Genomic DNA, 16441 nt, shown 5'->3' with positions numbered 1-16441 from the left:
ACGCGGTGGATCAGCGCTGGCGCTTCTCGCGGACGCGCATGTTGACGTTGATCGGTGTGCCCTCGAAGCCCCAGATCTCGCGCAGGCGACGGATCACGTAACGACGGTAACCGGGGTCGAGGAACCCGGTCGTGAAGAGCACGAAGGTCGGCGGACGGCTCGCGGCCTGCGTGCCGAACAGGATGCGGGGCTGCTTGCCACCACGCAGCGGGTGCGGGTGTGCCGCCGTGAGCTCAGCGAGGAAGGCGTTGAACTTACCCGTGGGGATACGCATGTCCCACGACTCGAGTGCGACCTCGAGGGCCGGGACGAGACGCTCCAGGTGTCGGCCCGTGCGCGCGGAGATGTTGACGCGAGGCGCCCACGACACGTGCGAGAGGTCCTGTTCGATCTCGCGCTCCAGGTACTTCCGGCGTTCGTCGTCGAGCTGGTCCCACTTGTTGAAGGCGAGCACGAGGGCACGACCGCTCTCGAGGACGAGATCGATGATCCGCACGTCCTGCTCGCTGATCACCTCGGTGACGTCGATGAGGACGACGGCCACCTCGGCCTTCTCGAGCGCCGTGCTCGTGCGGAGCGACGCGTAGAAGTCGGCACCCTGCGACAGGTGCACGCGACGACGGATACCGGCGGTGTCGACGAAGCGCCAGATCTTGCCGCCGAGCTCGATCTGCTCGTCGACCGGGTCGCGGGTGGTCCCGGCGAGGTCGTTGACGACGACGCGCTCCTCGCCTGCGGTCTTGTTGAGCAGGCTCGACTTGCCGACGTTCGGGCGCCCGAGGATCGCGACGCGGCGGGGTCCGCCGAACTCGTCCTTCGCGACGGCCGAGACCTGCGGGAGGACCTTGAGGATCTTGTCGAGGAGGTCGGCGACACCACGACCGTGGATCGCGGAGACCGGGTGAGGCTCGCCGAGGCCGAGGTTCCAGAGCGCTGCGGCCTCCGGCTCCTGACGGGCGTCGTCGACCTTGTTGGCGACGAGGAAGACGGGGCGTCCGGTCTTGCGGAGCAGCTTGACGACCTGCTCGTCGGTCGCCGTGGCGCCGACCATGGCGTCGACCACGAAGATCACGACGTCGGAGAGGTCGATGGCGATCTCGGCCTGGGCCGCGACGGACGCGTCGATCCCCTTGGCGTCGGGCTCCCAGCCACCGGTGTCGACGACCGTGAAGCGACGGTCGTTCCACTCGGCCTTGTAGTTGACGCGGTCGCGGGTGACACCGGGGGTGTCCTCCACGACGGCTTCACGACGGCCGAGGATGCGGTTCACCAGCGCGGACTTGCCCACGTTCGGGCGACCGACGATCGCCACGACGGGCAGCGCCGGCAGGAAGCGGATCTCGTCCGGGTCCTCCGTCGCGCCGTCGAGGATGTCGAGGTCGTCGCCCTCGAGGTCGTAGTCGGCCAGGCCGGAGCGGAGGGACGCGGCCCGCTGGGTCGCGAGCTCCTCGTCCATGTCCTGGAGGCGGTCCGCGAGGTCGTCGGGGCCTCCGTCGAACTGCTCGTCATCGTGAGCCATGGGAGTTCCTTGCTGTGAGGGATTCGGTGACGCGGACGACCGCGTCGACCGTCTCGTCGAAGTCGATGTGCGTGGAGTCGACCGTGGTCACTCCGTCCGCCGCGTTCATGAAGTCGACGACCCTGGAGTCCGCCCGATCACGCCGCTGCAGTTGTTCCGCGACGTCGCCGGCAGGGTGGCTCTCGAATTCCGCTGAACGCCTGGCCATTCTAGCCGCTTCGGATGCCGTGAGCAGGATCCGAGCCTGAGCATCCGGTGCGACCACCGTGGTGATGTCGCGTCCCTCGACGACGATGCCCGGGCGGTCGACGTCGGCGATGAGGGATCGGAAGGTCTCGTTGATCCACGCACGCACCTCCGGGACACGGGCGACGGCGGACACGACGGCCGTCACGCGGGGGCCGCGGATCTCGTCGGTGACGTCGCGATCCCCGAGCGTGAATGCGGTCACGTCCGGATCGAGGGAGACGGTGAAGGCACCACCGAACGCGTCGAGCGAGCCGATCACCGCCGCCGAGTCCTCGGGGTCGACGTCCGCATCGAGCGTGTGGAGCGCGAGCGCGCGGTACCAGGCGCCCGTGTCGAGGTAGCGGTAGCCCAGCCGACGGGCGACGGCCTTGCTCACGCTGGACTTGCCGCTGCCGGCCGGTCCGTCGATCGCGACCACGACGGGTGCGTCCGGCGTCGTCGACGCGTCGGTGCTGGTGGGGTGCTGTTCGGTCATGTCTCTTCCTATACTTCCGCGATGCGCCAGCCGCGCGACTCGAGGTCGTCGACGGTGCGCTGCTTGACCTCGGGGAGGACCTGGACCTCCGCGAGACCGATGTTCGCGCCGGGCGAGTGCTCCAGTCGCAGGTCTTCGATGTTGACGCCGATCTCGCCGAGCTCCGTGAACAGGGCGCCCAGCTGGCCGGGGCGGTCGTCGAGGAGGACGACGATGCTCGCGAACCGGCGGTTCTGGCCGTGCTTGCCGGGGAGCCGTGCGACGCCGGTGTTGCCGGCGGCGATCGTGTCCGCGATCGTGCGGCGAGCGCCCGGCACCTCCGGGTCCCGGAGTGCCGAGATGACCGACGCGAGGTCGGTGGACAGCTGCTCCAGCACCGGGAGGACCTCGGCGTGGTTGGCGCTGAGGATCTGGACCCAGAGCTCCGGTGCGCTCGAGGCGATGCGGACGGTGTCGCGCAGGCCCTGTCCGGCGAGCTGGATGGCGCCTTCCTCGGCATCCTGCAGTTGGGCGGCCAGGAGGCTCGCGACGAGTTGCGGCGTGTGCGAGACGAGCGCGACGAAGCGGTCGTGCTCGTCGGGCGTCATCTCCATGGGGATGGTGCCGAGGTCGAGCGCGAGGCCCTCCACCTGCGACAGCGCCCAGGCGGGCGTCTCGGCGTCGCGGCAGATCACCCAGGGGCGGCCGAGGAAGAGGTCGGCTCGCGCCGAGATCGCTCCCCCGCGCTCACGGCCGGCGAGCGGGTGGGAACCGATGTACCGGGTGAGGTCGACGCCGCGCTCGAGCAGCGCCCGGTACGGTTCGAGCTTCACGCTCGCGACGTCGGTCACGACGGCGCGCGGGAACGCGGCGAGTTCAGCCTCGATGACGCGGGCGGTGACGTCCGGTGGGACGCAGATGACGACGACGGACGGGTCGTCGGTGGGTTCCGCAGCTCGACCCGCGCCGTAGTCGATGGCGAGGCGCAACTGGCTGGGCGACGCGTCGTCGAGGATGATGTCGACGCCCTTGGCACGCAGTGCGAGTCCGATGCTCGCGCCGAGGAGGCCGGCTCCGACGATGCGGACCGACCCCTGCACGCGCGCGGGCGCGGAACTCAGGTCGCTCATGCCGTCGGCTCCGACGCCTCCGCTGCCGTGCCGTCGGCCGCGCGGGCTTCAGGACCGTGAGCGCGGGCGATGGTCAGGATGGCGCCGAGTTCGTCCTTGCTCAGCTCGCGCAGCTGGCCGGATCCGAGGGTGCCGAGGTGCAGGGGGCCGAACTGACGACGCACGAGGTCGACGACCGGGTGGCCGACCGCGTCGAGCATGCGACGGACGATGCGGTTCCGCCCGGAGTGCAACGTGAGCTCCACGAGGCTGAACCCGTCCTCGGTCCCGAGCAGGCGGGCCTTGTCGGCGGAGATCGGTCCGTCCTCGAGCTCGATGCCCGCGGTCAGCTTCGCGAGGACCTGCGCGGTCACCTTGCCGGTGACCTTCGCGATGTACGTCTTCTGCACACCGAACGACGGGTGCGCGAGCACGTGCGCGAGGTCGCCGTCGTTGGTGAGGATGAGCAGACCGCTCGTCTCGGCGTCGAGGCGGCCCACGTTGAAGAGCCGTTCCTCGTACTGCTCGGTGAAGCGGCGCAGGTCCGGGCGACCGCGGTCGTCCTTCAGCGAGCTGTAGATGCCCACCGGCTTGTTGAGCATGAGGTAGCGCTTCGAGGCGTCGAGCTGGATGGCGCTGCCGTCGACGGACACGAGGTCGTGCTCCGGATCGATCCGCGAGCCGAGCTCGGTGACGACGACGCCGTTCACCTCTACACGGCCGTCCTCGATGAGTTGCTCCGACACACGCCTGGAGGCGACGCCGGCGTTCGCCAGCACCTTCTGCAAGCGGATGCCCTCTGATTCAGTGCTGGTCACTGTCGAATCCTTCCCGGCCATCGTCGAGCAACGGCGAGATCCGCGGCAGCTCCTCGATGGCGTTGATACCAAGTTGGGTGAGCAGGAGATCGGTGGTGCCGTAGTTGATGGCACCCGTCTCACTGTCGGTGAACATCTCCGTGATGAGTCCGCGCCCGAGGAGGGTGCGGACGACGGAGTCGACGTTGACGGCGCGGATCGAGGCGATCGCGCCGCGGCTGATCGGCTGCTTGTAGGCGATCACGGCCAGGGTCTCGAGCGCCGCCTGCGACAGCTTCGTCGGGTTCTGGGTCACGACGTAGTCGGTGACGAGCGCGTCGTAGTCGGCTCGGACGTAGATCCGCCAGCCGCCGCCGACCTCGCGGAGTTCGAACCCGCGTCGGACGCCACCGCGTTCGCCGTCGTAGTCGGCGACGAGTTCGGCGATGGCCCGTCGGACGGCGCCGACCGGGACGTGCACGGCGGCGGCCAGGTTCACGAGGCTCTGCGGTTCGTCGGCGACCATGAGGATCGCCTCGAGCGCACGCGGGACGTCCGGTGCGGGCACCGGCGCGGGCTCGGCCGGCAGGCCCTGAGCGGCGTCCGTCGGCCGCTCGATCGACTCGGGTGTCGCGTCAGGCATCGTAATCGGCTCCCAGGTTGGCGAGGCTGTCGTCGTTCCAGGTCTCGGCCGTCCAGCGCAGCGTGAGCTCGCCGAGCGGTTCGATCTGCTCGAAGGACAGCGCCGCGTGTCGGTAAAGTTCGAGCACAGCGATGAAGCGCGCGATGACCACACCCTTCAACTCCGCGCCGGCGATGAGCTCGCGGAAGGTGTGGGACCCGCCGCGGCGCAGGATGGCGACGACGTGCGCCGCCTGCTCCCGGATGCTCACGAGCGGTGCGTGCAGGTGGTCGAGACCGACGGTCGGCACCTCGCGCGGCGTGAACGCGAGCGTCGCGAGGGCGCCGAAGTCCTGCGCGGTCAGCGTCCAGACGAGTTCCGGGGTCTGCTGACGGTACTGCTCCTCCAGCCGGACCGCCCGGAAGTGGCGCGCCGCCTCCAGGTCGAGGCGCTCCGCGAACCACGCCGACGCCTGCTTGAACGCGCGGTACTGCAGCAGGCGCGCGAACAGCAGGTCACGCGCCTCCAGCAGGGCGACGTCCTCCGCGTCGACGAGCTCACCCTGCGGCAGCAGCCCCGCGATCTTGAGGTCGAGCAGGGTGGCCGCGACGACGAGGAACTCGCTCGCCTGGTCGAGTTCGTCGTCGGCCTCGAGCGTGCGCAGGTAGGCGATGAACTCGTCGGTCACGCGGCTGAGCGAGACCTCGGTGATGTCGAGTTCGTGCTTGCCGATGAGGGTCAGCAGGAGGTCGAAGGGCCCTTCGAAGCCCTCGAACGACACCCGGAACGACGGTGCCGGTGTTGGGTCGACGGTCGTCGCCTCAGCGGAGCGCGAGCCGGTGTCGCCGGCCGGAGGGAGGACGGCCACGGGCGTCCGCGCGGGATCAGGCGATCGCGCCACGGGAGATGAGCTCTCTCGCGAGCTGACGGTAGGCCTTCGCGGCGGCGTGCTCCGGTGCGAACTCGGTGATCGGGGTTCCGGCGACGCTCGCGTCGGGGAACTTCACGGTCCGGCCGATGACCGTCTCGAGGACCTTCTCGCCGAAGGCGTCGACGACGCGCTCGAGGACCTCTCGCGAGTGCAGGGTCCGGGAGTCGTACATGGTGGCGAGGATGCCGTCGAGCTCGATCGCCGGGTTGAGGCGGTCGCGCACCTTGTCGATGGTCTCGATGAGCAGCGCGACCCCGCGGAGCGCGAAGAACTCGCACTCGAGCGGGATGAGCACCCCGTGGCTGGCGGTGAGGGCGTTGACCGTGAGCAGGCCGAGCGAGGGCTGGCAATCGATCAGGATGACGTCGTAGTCGTCGGACACCTTGCGGAGCACCCGGGCCAGGATCGTCTCGCGCGCGACCTCGTTGACGAGGTGGACCTCAGCGGCCGAGAGGTCGATGTTGGCCGGGAGCACGTCGAGACCCTCGATGGCGGTGTGCTGGATGACCTCGGCCGGGTCCTTCACGGTGCCGAGCAGCAGGTCGTACACGGTGTTGGAGTCGTGGGTGGAGATGCCGAGACCGGCGGACAGCGCACCCTGCGGGTCGAAGTCGACGACGAGCACCCGGCGGCCGTATTCGGCCAGCGCGGCGGACAGACTGATGGTGGTCGTCGTCTTGCCGACGCCACCCTTCTGGTTGCAGAGCGAGATGATGCGTGCCGGACCGTGCTGCGCCAGTGTGGGCGGCACCGCGAACTCACGACGCGGGCGGCCGGTCGGGCCGTTCGGGTTCAGTTCGGCGGCGGTCTTGCGCGCAGAATCCTGCACTGCGCTCGTGTGCTTCGTACCGGCCACCGGTGTTGCCTCGCTCCCGCTTGCTGTCGTTCGAGTGACGAGTCTACCGGGCCACGGGTCAGGCCTGCGGTGCCGCTCCGCCCGTGGTCCATCTGGCCCGGGGATGGGACTGGGTGTACACGTCGCGGAGGTTGTCGACCGTCACCAGCGTGTACAGCTGCGTCGTCGCCACCGAGGAGTGACCGAGGAGTTCCTGCACGACGCGGACGTCGGCTCCGCCCTGCAGGAGGTGCGTCGCGAAGGAGTGTCGGAGGGTGTGCGGCGAGACGTGCGATTCGAGTCCTGCGCGCTCGGCGGCGCGTTGGAGGACGAGCCACGCGCTCTGGCGGGACAGTCGCGCACCGCGCTGCCCGAGGAAGAGCGCCGGCGTGGACCGGCCGAGGCCGGAGAAGACCGGCCGGACGCGCACCAGGTAGCGGTCGACGGCGTCACGGGCGAAGCTGCCGAGCGGCACGATCCGCTGCTTGCCGCCCTTGCCGAGGAGCCGCACGATGTCGGTGTCGATGACGTCGTCGACGTTCAGGCCGACGGCCTCGGAGACGCGGGCTCCTGTCGCGTAGAGCAGTTCGAGGAGCGCCTTGTCGCGGACGGCGAGCAGGTCGTCGCCGTCGGTCGTCTCGAGCAGTGCACGGACCTGTTCGATCGTGATCGCCTTCGGGAGCCGCCCCGGGAGCTTCGGCGGGCGTACCTCGCGCGCGACGTCGACCTCGACGAGCTGTTCGTCGAGCAGGAACCGGTGGAGACCGCGGATGGACGACAGCACCCTGGCGAGCGAGGACGCGCGCACCGGCTGACCCTCCGGTGTCCGGAGCGACGCCGTGTACTCCGACACGTGCGCAGCGGTGACGGCCGGTGCCTCGACGACACCGTGCGCGCCGAGCCAGGCGAGGTAGCCCTCGAGATCCCGCCGGTAGGCGGCCTGCGTGTTGGCCGACAGGCCGCGCTCGATCGCGATGTGCCGCAGGTAGTCGGCGACCGCGCGATCGAGCGCCACGCCTCAGGCTCCGCCCGGCCCGATCGTGGAGTCGCCGCTGTCGCGCAGCGTCGACCACCCGCGATCGCGAGCCGCAGCGGCCGTGAGGACGCCGAGCATCAGGATCGAGTTGTGGAGCCGGCCGTCGAGCACCGCGGCCACGGCGTCGTCGAGGGGCACCCACTCCACGAGGATGTCCGCCTCCTCTTCAGCACGGGCGAAGGCCTCGGCGGTCGCGGTGAGGTCACGCGCGAGGTAGATGCGGATCGACTCGTTGCTGCCACCGGGCGTCGTGTAGAACTCCGTCAGCAGCTGGAGCGAACCGGCGACGAGGTCGGCCTCTTCCTCCAGCTCGCGGCCCGCGGCCACGGCCGGGTCCTCCCCCGCGATGTCGAGCAGGCCGGCCGGCAGCTCCCAATCGCGCTCACCGATCGGGTGGCGGTACTGCTGGATGAGCAGGACGCGCTCGTCGGCGTCGAGCGCCAGCACCGCGACCGCACCGGTGTGGTCGACGAACTCGCGCACGACCTCGCCGTCGCCGTAGCGGAACGTCTCCCTGCGGATGTCCCACACCTTGCCCGCGAACGCGCGCTCGGAGGACACCACCTCGACGGGGTGCGGCTCGTCGCGCAACGACGCGGCGTCGCCGATCGACTCAACCATTGGCGACGTCGAACAGGCGGCTCGCCTGCTGGCGCTCGAGCGAAGCACCGACGAGGCCGGCGAACAGCGGGTGCGCGTGGTTCGGGCGCGACCGCAGCTCGGGGTGCGCCTGCGTCGCGACGTAGAACGGGTGCACCTCGCGCGGCAACTCGACGTACTCGACCAGCGTGCCGTCGGGCGACAGACCGGAGAACTGGAGGCCGGCGTCCGCGATCTGCTGGCGGTAGCCGTTGTTCACCTCGTAGCGGTGACGGTGACGCTCGGACACCTCGTCCGCACCGTACAGCTCGGCGACGATCGAGCCCTCGTCGAGCTTCGCCGCGTACAGACCGAGGCGCATCGTGCCGCCGAGGTCGCCGCCCGCGATGATCTCGACCTGCTCGGCCATCGTCGCGATGACGGGGAACTGCGTGTCGGGGTCGAACTCGGAGGAGCTGGCGCCCTCGAGCCCGACGACGTTCCTGGCGTACTCGATGACCATGCACTGCAGTCCGAGGCACAGGCCGAGCACCGGGATGCCGTTCTCGCGGGCGAACTTCAGGGCGCCGAGCTTGCCTTCGATGCCGCGGATGCCGAAGCCACCGGGGACGCAGATGCCGTCGACGTCGGAGAGCGCCTTGATCGCTCCCTCGACGGTCTCGCAGTCGTCGGACGGGATCCAACGGATGCTGACCTTGGTGTCGTGGGCGAAGCCGCCGGCCTTGAGCGCCTCGGTCACCGACAGGTAGGCGTCGGGCAGGTCGATGTACTTGCCGACGAGGCCGATGGTGACGGCGTGCTTCGGGTGGTGGACGGCCTCGAGGAGGTCGGCCCAGCCGCTCCAGTCGACCTCGTTGGTGACGAGACCCAGGCGGTCGGCGATGTACGCGTCGAGGCCCTGGTCGTTCAGCATGGTGGGGATGTCGTAGATGCTCGGGACGTCGACCGCGTTGACGACCGCGTCCTCGTCGACGTCGCACATGAGCGCGATCTTGCGCTTGTTGCTCTCGGTCACCGGGCGGTCGCTGCGGAGCACGAGTGCGTCGGGCTGGATGCCGATGGACCGGAGAGCTGCGACCGAGTGCTGCGTCGGCTTCGTCTTCTGCTCACCGGAGGCGCCCATGTACGGCACGAGGGACACGTGGACGAAGAACACGTTGTTCCGGCCGAGCTCGTGGCGGATCTGGCGAGCCGACTCGATGAACGGCTGCGACTCGATGTCGCCGACCGTGCCACCGATCTCGGTGATGATCACGTCGGGCTGGGGCGTCTCGGACGCCTGGAGGCGCATGCGGCGCTTGATCTCATCCGTGATGTGCGGGATCACCTGCACGGTGTCGCCGAGGTACTCGCCGCGACGCTCCTTGGCGATGACGGTCGAGTAGATCTGACCGGTCGTCACGTTCGCGGCCTGGCTCAGCTCGATGTCGAGGAACCGCTCGTAGTGGCCGATGTCGAGGTCGGTCTCGGCGCCGTCGTCGGTCACGAAGACCTCGCCGTGCTGGAACGGGTTCATCGTGCCCGGGTCGACGTTGAGGTAGGGGTCGAGCTTCTGCATGACCACTCGGAGCCCGCGCGCCGTCAGCAGGTTGCCGAGGCTGGCTGCGGTGAGCCCCTTGCCCAACGAAGAAACGACACCACCAGTCACGAAGATGTGCTTGGTCGTGCCGTTGGAGCCCGAGACGATGCCGTCGATCGGAGAGTTCAGGTTGCCCGCTTCAGAAATATTCACCACGGGCTTTTATCCTACCATCCAGTTCGGGTTCATGTGTCGCTTCCGTCGCGGTCGCATCGTCAGGAGGCTGCGAGGGCGAGCAGTTCGCGGGCGTGGGCGAGGCCGCTGTCGGACTCCGCGAGCCCGGAGAGCAGCCGCGCCATCTCCGCCTCCCGCTCGGCGCCGACGAGCTGGCGCACACTCGAGGCCGTCACCGAACCGTCTCCGCCCTTGACCACGCTCAGGTGGTTGTTGGCGAAGGCCGCGACCTGCGCGAGGTGGGTGACGACGATCACCTGCGAGCGCTCGGCGAGGGCCGCGAGGCGACGCCCGATCTCGATCGCCGCGGCTCCGCCGACACCGGCGTCGACCTCGTCGAACACGAAGGTGGGCACGGGATCCGCACCGGCGATGACGACCTCGAGGGCGAGCATCACGCGGGACAGCTCTCCACCCGAGGCGCCCTTGCCGAGCGGTCGGGGCTCGGCACCGGCGTGCGGCCGGAGGAGGAAGGCGATCACGTCCTTGCCGTGCAGCGTGAGGTCGTCGCGATCGGACACCTCGACGACGAGCTCCGCCTCGGCCATGGCGAGCGAGCGCAGTTCCGCGCTCGCGGCTGCGCCGAGTCGAGCGGCGGCTTCGACCCGGACGGCGCTCAACGTCGCGGCGGCGGCGTCGACCTCCCCGGACAGTCGTTCGACGTCGCCCTCGAGCTGGGTGATGCGGTCGGAGTCGCCGTCGAGTTCCATCAGGCGGGTGCTGCCCGTCTCGAGCAGGTGCAGGACGTCCTCGGGCGACGGACCGTACTTCCTGGCGAGCGTCGCGAGGGTCGCGCGGCGCTCCTGGACGACCTCGAGTTCGCGAGCGCCGTCCTCGTCGAGTCCGGCGAGGTAGCTCGAGAGCTCGGCGGCGATCTCAGCAGCCAGGTAGCTCGCGTTGGCGACACTCGCGGCGATCGCGCCGAGGGCGGGATCGTGCACCGAGGCCCGGTCGAGCTGCCGCCGCGCGCCTTCGAGCAGTCCGACGACGTCGCTCTCCTCGCCGGCCTCGGCCGAGACGAGCTCTCGGGCGCCGGCCGCCGAGAGGCGGAGCTCTTCGAGGTTCGTCAGTCGATCTGCGCGCTCGGCGAGCTCGGCGTCCTCGCCGGGCTGTGGGTCGGCCTGCTCGATCTCGGCGAGCGCGACGCGCAGCTGCTCGGCCTCGAGGAGTCGCGTGTCGCGCTCGTTCGTCAGGGTCTCGAGTTCCGTCCGCAGCTCCAGGAGCTCCGTGTAGCACCGCTGGTAGTCGCCGAGAGCACGCTGGAGCGGTTCGCCGGCGAAGCGGTCCAGGGCGTCCCGCTGGGCCGGCGCGGCCCGCAGTCGGATCTGATCGGACTGCCCATGCACGACGACGAGCTGCTCGCCGAGTTCGGAGAGGATCCCGATGGGGGCCGTGCGGCCACCGACGATCGCGCGGCCGCGGCCCTCGGCGGTCACGATCCGACCGAGCAGCAGCTCTGCGGCATCACCCGCGGGATCGAGGTCTCCCCCGGCCTCGCGGACGCGCTCGGCGACCGCGCCGTCGCCCGGCACCAACCAGCGTCCTTGGACACTCGTCTGCTTCTGGCCCGCTCGCACGACGCCGCTGTCCGACCGCTGTCCGAGGAGCAGCCCGAGGGCGGTGACGACCATCGTCTTGCCTGCGCCGGTCTCGCCCGTCACGGCGGTGAAGCCGGGACCGAGCGGGAGTGTCCCGGACGCGATCACGCCGAGGTCGCGGATCTCGATCTCCTCGATCATGCGGTGCCCTCCTGATCGCTGTGGTGTCGGGTGGCCGTGGAGGCCGGGAGGTGGATCGTGCCGGTCATCGGCTCCTCGCGTCCGATGGGGCCACGCCAACCGGTGACCGGTAGCCGGAACTTGTTGACGAGTCGATCGGTGAAGGTGCTCTCGTGGAGGCGTGCGAGGCGGACCGGCACCGAGGAGCGTCTGACGACCACCCGGGCGCCCGGCTGGAGGTCCTTGGCCCGGCGTCCGTCGCACCAGAGCACGCCGAGGCCGTCGGTGCGTTCCAGCACCTCGACGGCGAGGGACGACTCGGGGCCGACCACGAGCGGCTTCGCGAACAGGGCGTGCGCGCTGAGCGGGACGAGGGTGATGGCCTCCACCGACGGCCACACGACCGGGCCGCCGGCCGAGAAGTTGTAAGCGGTGGAGCCGGTCGGCGTCGAGATGACCACCCCGTCGCACCCGAAGGAGGAGAGCGGACGCTGATCGACCTCGATCACGACCTCGAGCATGCGTTCCCGGCTCGCCTTCTCGACCGTGGCCTCGTTGAGCGCCCACGTCTCGTAGACGACCTCCGCGCCGACCTTGACCCGGACGGAGAGCGTCATGCGCTCCTCCACGAAGTAGTCGCGACGCACGACCCGTTCGACCGTCTCGGCGAGGTCGTCGCGCTCGCTTTCGGCGAGGAAGCCGATGTGGCCGAGGTTCACCCCGAGCAGCGGCGCCGCCGATCCTCGCGTGACCTCGGCCGCTCGCAGGATCGTGCCGTCGCCGCCGAGGACGATCGCCAGTTCGATGTCGCCGAGGGAGACCTCCTCGTCGAGGATGGAGACGACGTCGAGATCCGGGTCGACGGCGATGAGGTCGGCCCGCTCCAGCGCGCTGAGGACCGGGCGGACGCCCGCCTCCAGGAGCAGCCTGGACACGAGCACGGCGGCATCGCGTGAGTCGTCGCGACCGGTGTGCGCGACGACCAGGATGTTCCGCGCCGCGACCGCAGGATCGGTGGAATGTGCCATCGGGTTACGCTCCAGCCATCGAGGTGATCTGCTGCATCCATTCTGTCGGATTGGTTCCGTGCTCCGCCGATATCCACACCACGTACTCGCGGTTGCCGTGGGTGCCGACGATCGGCGACGGGATGAGCCCGGCCGTCCCGAGCCCGAGGTCCCAGGCCGCCCAGAGGACGCCTGCGACGGCGTCGGCACGGAGCGCGGGATCGGTGACGACGCCCTCACGGACGCCACCACGACCGACCTCGAACTGCGGTTTGACGAGCAGGACGAGTTCCGCCGGTGACTCGACGACCGACACGAGTGCCGGGAGCACCTGCGTGAGGGAGATGAACGAGAGGTCGCCGACCACGAGCGACGGACGCTCGTCCAGACCGGTGAGGTCGCTCAGCTGCTCCGGCGTCAGGAAGCGGACGTTGCACCCCTCCACGACCTGCACCCGCTCGTCTGCTCGGAGCTGCGGCACGAGCTGGTCGTGCCCGACGTCGAGGGCGATCACCCGACGCGCTCCACGCTCGAGCAGGACCTGGGTGAATCCGCCGGTGGAGGCGCCTGCGTCGAGGACGAGTGCGTCGTTGACGACGACCGGGAAGGCGTCCAGGGCGGCGAGCAACTTGTGGGCGGCGCGACTCACGTAGTGGTCGGCGCCGGCGACGACGACGCGAGCATCCGGGTGGACCCGGTGGGAGGCTTTGACGATCGTGCGGTCGTCGACACTCACGAGGCCGTCGGCGATGAGCTGAGCCGCATGGGTCCTGGAGCGGGCGAGTCCTCGCGCGGCGAGGGCGGCGTCGAGGCGGGCGGGCTGCGCGGCGCCGTTCGGCGAATCGGCTGTGGCCGACGGTTCGGGTGTGTTCTCCATGCGCTACGCCGAGGTCTTCGGCGAGTCGCTCCCCTCGAGCGTCGCCCGCAGTTCGTCGACGAGCTGGCTGTATGCGGCGGCCCGCTCCTCGAGCGGCTGCTCGTCGATGAGGTGGACGCGGGACACGAGGCCGTCGGTCGGGTGCTCCGGTTCGTTCGTCACAGGGCAACCCTACCGGCCGCCGCCGTCGCCGCCCCCGGGAACCGCTGTGGGCGAACACCCGTGGCGACCCGCGCTTCCCGAGGGGTGCGCATCACTCCGCGTACAGGCGCTCCGGGACGTTGAGCCCGTAGATGGCACGGCCGGACGCCCAGATCGCGGCGCACGCGGCACGCAACAGGTCGATCCGGGAGGGGCCGTCGGACTCCACCACGACGTCGTTCCCACGGATCCGCACCGTGGCCGCACCGACCGTCGCCGCCTTGCCGTCGCGCGACATGGTGGTGGCCGGATACGGCTCGTGCAGCTGCCGCAGGTCCTCGAGGATGAAGGTCGGCCGGGAGTGCTGATCGGCCGCGAGGACGTGCTTGGCTCGATCGATGCCGGTCAGGACGAGCGCTGACGCGATCCCGGCGCGGTTCGCGCCGAGGATGTCGGTGTCGAGTCGGTCGCCGATGAAGAGCGGCTTCGATGCGCCGAAACGCACCTTCGCCTCGTCGAAGATCGGTACCTCCGGCTTCCCGGCGACGGTCGCCAGACGGCCGACCGCCGTGTGGACGGCCGACACCAGCGTGCCGTTTCCCGGAGCGATCCCGCGAGCTTGCGGGATGGTCCAGTCCGTGTTGGTCGCGACCCACGGCAGCTCGGAGCCGTCGGCGGTCGGCGTCTGCAGTGCGAACGCCGCTTCGGCCAGCTGCGACCAGCCGACCTCGGGAGCGAAGCCCTGGATCACCGCAGCCGGCGAATCCTCAGCGGAGCGGGTGACGACGAAGCCACCCTTCTCGACCTCGTCGACGAGCCCGGCGCCACCGACGACCAGGATCGTGGACCCGGCGGGCACCAGGCCCGCCAGCAGCCGGACCGCGGCCTGAGGGCTCGTGACGACCTCTGCCGGCGCGACACTGAGACCGAGGTCGGTCAGGTGCTGCGCGACGGAGGCGTCCGTCCGGGAGGCGTTGTTCGTGATGTATCCGACGCGAACGTGTTCCGCCGCCAGGTTCAGCGACTCGACTGCGTGCGGGATCGGATTCGGGCCGGCGTAGACCACGCCGTCCAGATCCGCGAGGACCACGTCGACGCCGTCGAGCGGGGTCACGGGCTTAGGCCTTCTCGTCAGCAGCGGACTCACCGGACGGCTCCTCCCCGGGCTGATCGTCGGATTCAGGGGCATCAGCCGTGGGCGACCCCGGTTCGTCGTCGAACTCGAGGAACTCCTCCACGACCACCATCGTCTCGCCCTCGTCGTCCGCAGCGGACTGCTCGAGCGCCTCGGAGGCGATCATCGCCCGGTCGTGCCAGACGGCCGCCTCCTCCTCACGGCCGAGGACCTCGAGGGTCTCGGCGTACGCGTTGAACAGCGCCGGGCTGTAGGAGAAGGCCCGCTTCGGGTCGAGCTGTGGGATCTGGAGCTCGAGCAGCGCGTCCTCGGTCTGCCCGAGGTCGAGCCGGGCACCCGACATCGCGATCGCGAGGGCGACGCGGACCGGCACGTCGAGGGTCGAGCGATCGACGGACCGTCCGAGTTCCAAGGCACGCTCCGGTCGGCCGACGCCGCGTTCACTGTCGACCATGAGCGGCAGCTGGTCGTCCTTGCCGGAGATACGGCGATAGGTACGCAGCTCGCGAAGCGCGAGGGCGTAGTCGCCGGTCTCGTACGCGGTGATGGCGAGGGTCTCGCGGACCATCGCGATCCGGCCGGCCCGACGGGCGGCGGACATCGCGTGGAGGTGGGCCAACGCAGGATCATTGTCGATCAGTCGCGCCGCCATCGCCAAGTGCTGCGCGACGCCGTCGGCGTTCTCCTTGCTCAGGGTCTTCAGCTCGTTTCGTGCACCCTTGTCGAGGTCCTGCGGCGTGACGTCGTCAGGGATCTCCGGGTCGTCGTGGCGTGGACGGATCGACTTGAGCTCGAACGCGATGCGCTCTTCCTCGGTCAGCTCGCGCTCGCGTCGGAACGCGTCGCGGTCGCCGCGGGCCGGAGCGCCATCGCGCGTCCACAGCTCGCGTCCACCGCTGTCGCGCCCGCGGTCGGGACGGCCACCTCGCTCAGAGGAGTGTCCACGGTCGGTCCGGTTTCCGCGGTCCTGACGATCTCCGGAGGACGGACGGTCACCGCTGCGTGCGGGACGGTCGGACCGCTGCGGACGATCCCCCGACGACGGACGATCCTGCTGCCAGGCGGGACGGTCCGCGCGTTGCGGACGATCGCCGGACGCTGGCCGATCCTTCTGCCAAGCCGGGCGGTCCGAACGCTGCGGACGATCTCCGGATGACGGACGGTCACCACTGCGCGCGGGACGGTCCGAGCGCTGCGGGCGGTCCCCGGACGCCGGGCGATCGTTCTGCCAAGCCGGACGATCCGAACGCTGCGGACGGTCCCCTGATGACGGACGGTCACCGCTGCGTGCTGGACGGTCGGATCGCTGCGGACGGTCCGTGCGTGGACGATCGTTCCTGGGCGCATCGGACCGCTGTGGGCGGTGGGTGCCACGAGCGCGATCATCGCGTCGCGGAGCACCACTGTTCCCACGGTTGTCACCGGAAGATCTCGGAGGACGTCGCTCACCCTTGTCGGGCTGGTCTGCTGACTGGTCACTCACGATGATCTCCACGGTGCTCGGACGCCGTCACCCGGCGTCAACCTACTGTTGAATTCTTGTCCCACGGTACCCGTGAAACGACGACTTCACGCACAAAGCGTGTTAACGCAAAATGGCCACCCAAGAACCTTGGGTGGCCATTTCAACGAAGAAGTCCGGCGGTGTCCTACTCTCC

General features: G+C 69.9%; 17 protein-coding genes. 1 reads left to right on the top strand and 16 read right to left on the bottom strand.

The window, feature by feature from the left end:
* Positions 1 to 10: 10 nt before the first annotated feature.
* The 16 genes from der to IFU30_RS07070 form a co-directional block, all read right to left on the bottom strand.
* The gene (der, locus tag IFU30_RS07145; RefSeq protein ID WP_085514417.1) at positions 11 to 1519 is read right to left on the bottom strand and encodes a ribosome biogenesis GTPase Der; all 1509 of its coding nucleotides are present in this window, start codon (positions 1517 to 1519) and stop codon (positions 11 to 13) included.
* Entirely contained in the window at positions 1506 to 2243 is a 738-nt protein-coding gene (gene cmk / locus IFU30_RS07140) for a (d)CMP kinase (RefSeq protein WP_064295487.1), read from the bottom strand. Before cmk ends, der begins: the two co-directional genes overlap by 14 nt.
* Before the next feature lie 8 nt (positions 2244 to 2251).
* Entirely contained in the window at positions 2252 to 3352 is a 1101-nt protein-coding gene (locus tag IFU30_RS07135) for a prephenate dehydrogenase (protein ID WP_159879004.1), read from the bottom strand.
* A complete protein-coding gene (locus IFU30_RS07130) occupies positions 3349 to 4170 on the bottom strand; it encodes a pseudouridine synthase (RefSeq protein WP_086475416.1) in 822 nt (273 codons plus the stop codon). Before IFU30_RS07130 ends, IFU30_RS07135 begins: the two co-directional genes overlap by 4 nt.
* Positions 4136 to 4771, bottom strand: coding sequence for an SMC-Scp complex subunit ScpB (gene scpB / locus IFU30_RS07125; protein ID WP_137241546.1), 636 nt, complete (start codon positions 4769 to 4771; stop codon positions 4136 to 4138). The genes IFU30_RS07130 and scpB overlap by 35 nt, the downstream gene beginning before the upstream one ends.
* Positions 4764 to 5618, bottom strand: a complete 855-nt coding sequence (locus tag IFU30_RS07120) for a segregation and condensation protein A (RefSeq protein WP_191941182.1) — start codon at positions 5616 to 5618, stop codon at positions 4764 to 4766. The genes scpB and IFU30_RS07120 overlap by 8 nt, the downstream gene beginning before the upstream one ends.
* Positions 5619 to 5634: 16 nt before the next feature.
* Complete coding sequence (locus tag IFU30_RS07115) at positions 5635 to 6510, bottom strand: ParA family protein (RefSeq protein WP_071260744.1); 876 nt, start codon at positions 6508 to 6510, stop codon at positions 5635 to 5637.
* Positions 6511 to 6595: 85 nt separating this feature from the next.
* Complete coding sequence (gene xerD, locus IFU30_RS07110) at positions 6596 to 7531, bottom strand: site-specific tyrosine recombinase XerD (RefSeq protein WP_192004804.1); 936 nt, start codon at positions 7529 to 7531, stop codon at positions 6596 to 6598.
* Between the two features lie 3 nt (positions 7532 to 7534).
* The gene (locus IFU30_RS07105) at positions 7535 to 8173 is read right to left on the bottom strand and encodes an NUDIX domain-containing protein (RefSeq protein WP_192004803.1); all 639 of its coding nucleotides are present in this window, start codon (positions 8171 to 8173) and stop codon (positions 7535 to 7537) included.
* A complete protein-coding gene (locus IFU30_RS07100) occupies positions 8166 to 9878 on the bottom strand; it encodes a CTP synthase (protein ID WP_441005551.1) in 1713 nt (570 codons plus the stop codon). Before IFU30_RS07100 ends, IFU30_RS07105 begins: the two co-directional genes overlap by 8 nt.
* A 68-nt stretch (positions 9879 to 9946) precedes the next feature.
* Positions 9947 to 11644 (bottom strand): DNA repair protein RecN, encoded by a 1698-nt coding sequence (gene recN, locus IFU30_RS07095; RefSeq protein WP_124769479.1) that lies wholly within the window; start codon positions 11642 to 11644, stop codon positions 9947 to 9949.
* Positions 11641 to 12651, bottom strand: coding sequence for an NAD kinase (locus tag IFU30_RS07090; RefSeq protein WP_159879012.1), 1011 nt, complete (start codon positions 12649 to 12651; stop codon positions 11641 to 11643). Before IFU30_RS07090 ends, recN begins: the two co-directional genes overlap by 4 nt.
* A 4-nt stretch (positions 12652 to 12655) precedes the next feature.
* Positions 12656 to 13507, bottom strand: a complete 852-nt coding sequence (locus tag IFU30_RS07085) for a TlyA family RNA methyltransferase (protein ID WP_192004802.1) — start codon at positions 13505 to 13507, stop codon at positions 12656 to 12658.
* A 3-nt stretch (positions 13508 to 13510) separates the two neighbouring features.
* Positions 13511 to 13669: a hypothetical protein gene (locus IFU30_RS07080; protein ID WP_162852287.1), complete on the bottom strand. Its 159-nt coding sequence runs from the start codon at positions 13667 to 13669 to the stop codon at positions 13511 to 13513.
* Between the two features lie 91 nt (positions 13670 to 13760).
* Entirely contained in the window at positions 13761 to 14837 is a 1077-nt protein-coding gene (locus IFU30_RS07075; RefSeq protein ID WP_079706107.1) for an HAD-IIA family hydrolase, read from the bottom strand.
* Entirely contained in the window at positions 14767 to 15402 is a 636-nt protein-coding gene (locus IFU30_RS07070) for a hypothetical protein (protein WP_249404728.1), read from the bottom strand. Before IFU30_RS07070 ends, IFU30_RS07075 begins: the two co-directional genes overlap by 71 nt.
* A gap of 147 nt (positions 15403 to 15549) precedes the next feature.
* Between IFU30_RS07070 and IFU30_RS07065 the strand changes: the two genes are divergently transcribed.
* Positions 15550 to 15939: a hypothetical protein gene (locus IFU30_RS07065; protein ID WP_192005479.1), complete on the top strand. Its 390-nt coding sequence runs from the start codon at positions 15550 to 15552 to the stop codon at positions 15937 to 15939.
* The last annotated feature ends 502 nt before the right edge of the window (positions 15940 to 16441 follow it).

Source organism: Plantibacter sp. CFBP 8798 (assembly GCF_014841195.1).
Lineage (GTDB): Bacteria > Actinomycetota > Actinomycetes > Actinomycetales > Microbacteriaceae > Plantibacter > Plantibacter auratus.
The sequence above is the reverse complement of the archived record's forward strand: the minus strand, read 5'-3'. Positions and strand labels throughout refer to the sequence as shown.

What these genes read in the sequence shown, in the direction of transcription:
- IFU30_RS07090 (WP_159879012.1), bottom strand. Translation starts at nt 12,651, where the DNA reads ATGGCACATTCCACCGATCCTGCGGTCGCGGCGCGGAACATCCTGGTC.
- cmk (WP_064295487.1), bottom strand. Translation starts at nt 2,243, where the DNA reads ATGACCGAACAGCACCCCACCAGCACCGACGCGTCGACGACGCCGGAC.
- scpB (WP_137241546.1), bottom strand. Translation starts at nt 4,771, where the DNA reads ATGCCTGACGCGACACCCGAGTCGATCGAGCGGCCGACGGACGCCGCT.
- IFU30_RS07075 (WP_079706107.1), bottom strand. Translation starts at nt 14,837, where the DNA reads ATGCCCCTGAATCCGACGATCAGCCCGGGGAGGAGCCGTCCGGTGAGT.
- recN (WP_124769479.1), bottom strand. Translation starts at nt 11,644, where the DNA reads ATGATCGAGGAGATCGAGATCCGCGACCTCGGCGTGATCGCGTCCGGG.
- IFU30_RS07135 (WP_159879004.1), bottom strand. Translation starts at nt 3,352, where the DNA reads ATGAGCGACCTGAGTTCCGCGCCCGCGCGCGTGCAGGGGTCGGTCCGC.
- IFU30_RS07130 (WP_086475416.1), bottom strand. Translation starts at nt 4,170, where the DNA reads ATGGCCGGGAAGGATTCGACAGTGACCAGCACTGAATCAGAGGGCATC.
- der (WP_085514417.1), bottom strand. Translation starts at nt 1,519, where the DNA reads ATGGCTCACGATGACGAGCAGTTCGACGGAGGCCCCGACGACCTCGCG.
- IFU30_RS07085 (WP_192004802.1), bottom strand. Translation starts at nt 13,507, where the DNA reads ATGGAGAACACACCCGAACCGTCGGCCACAGCCGATTCGCCGAACGGC.
- IFU30_RS07105 (WP_192004803.1), bottom strand. Translation starts at nt 8,173, where the DNA reads ATGGTTGAGTCGATCGGCGACGCCGCGTCGTTGCGCGACGAGCCGCAC.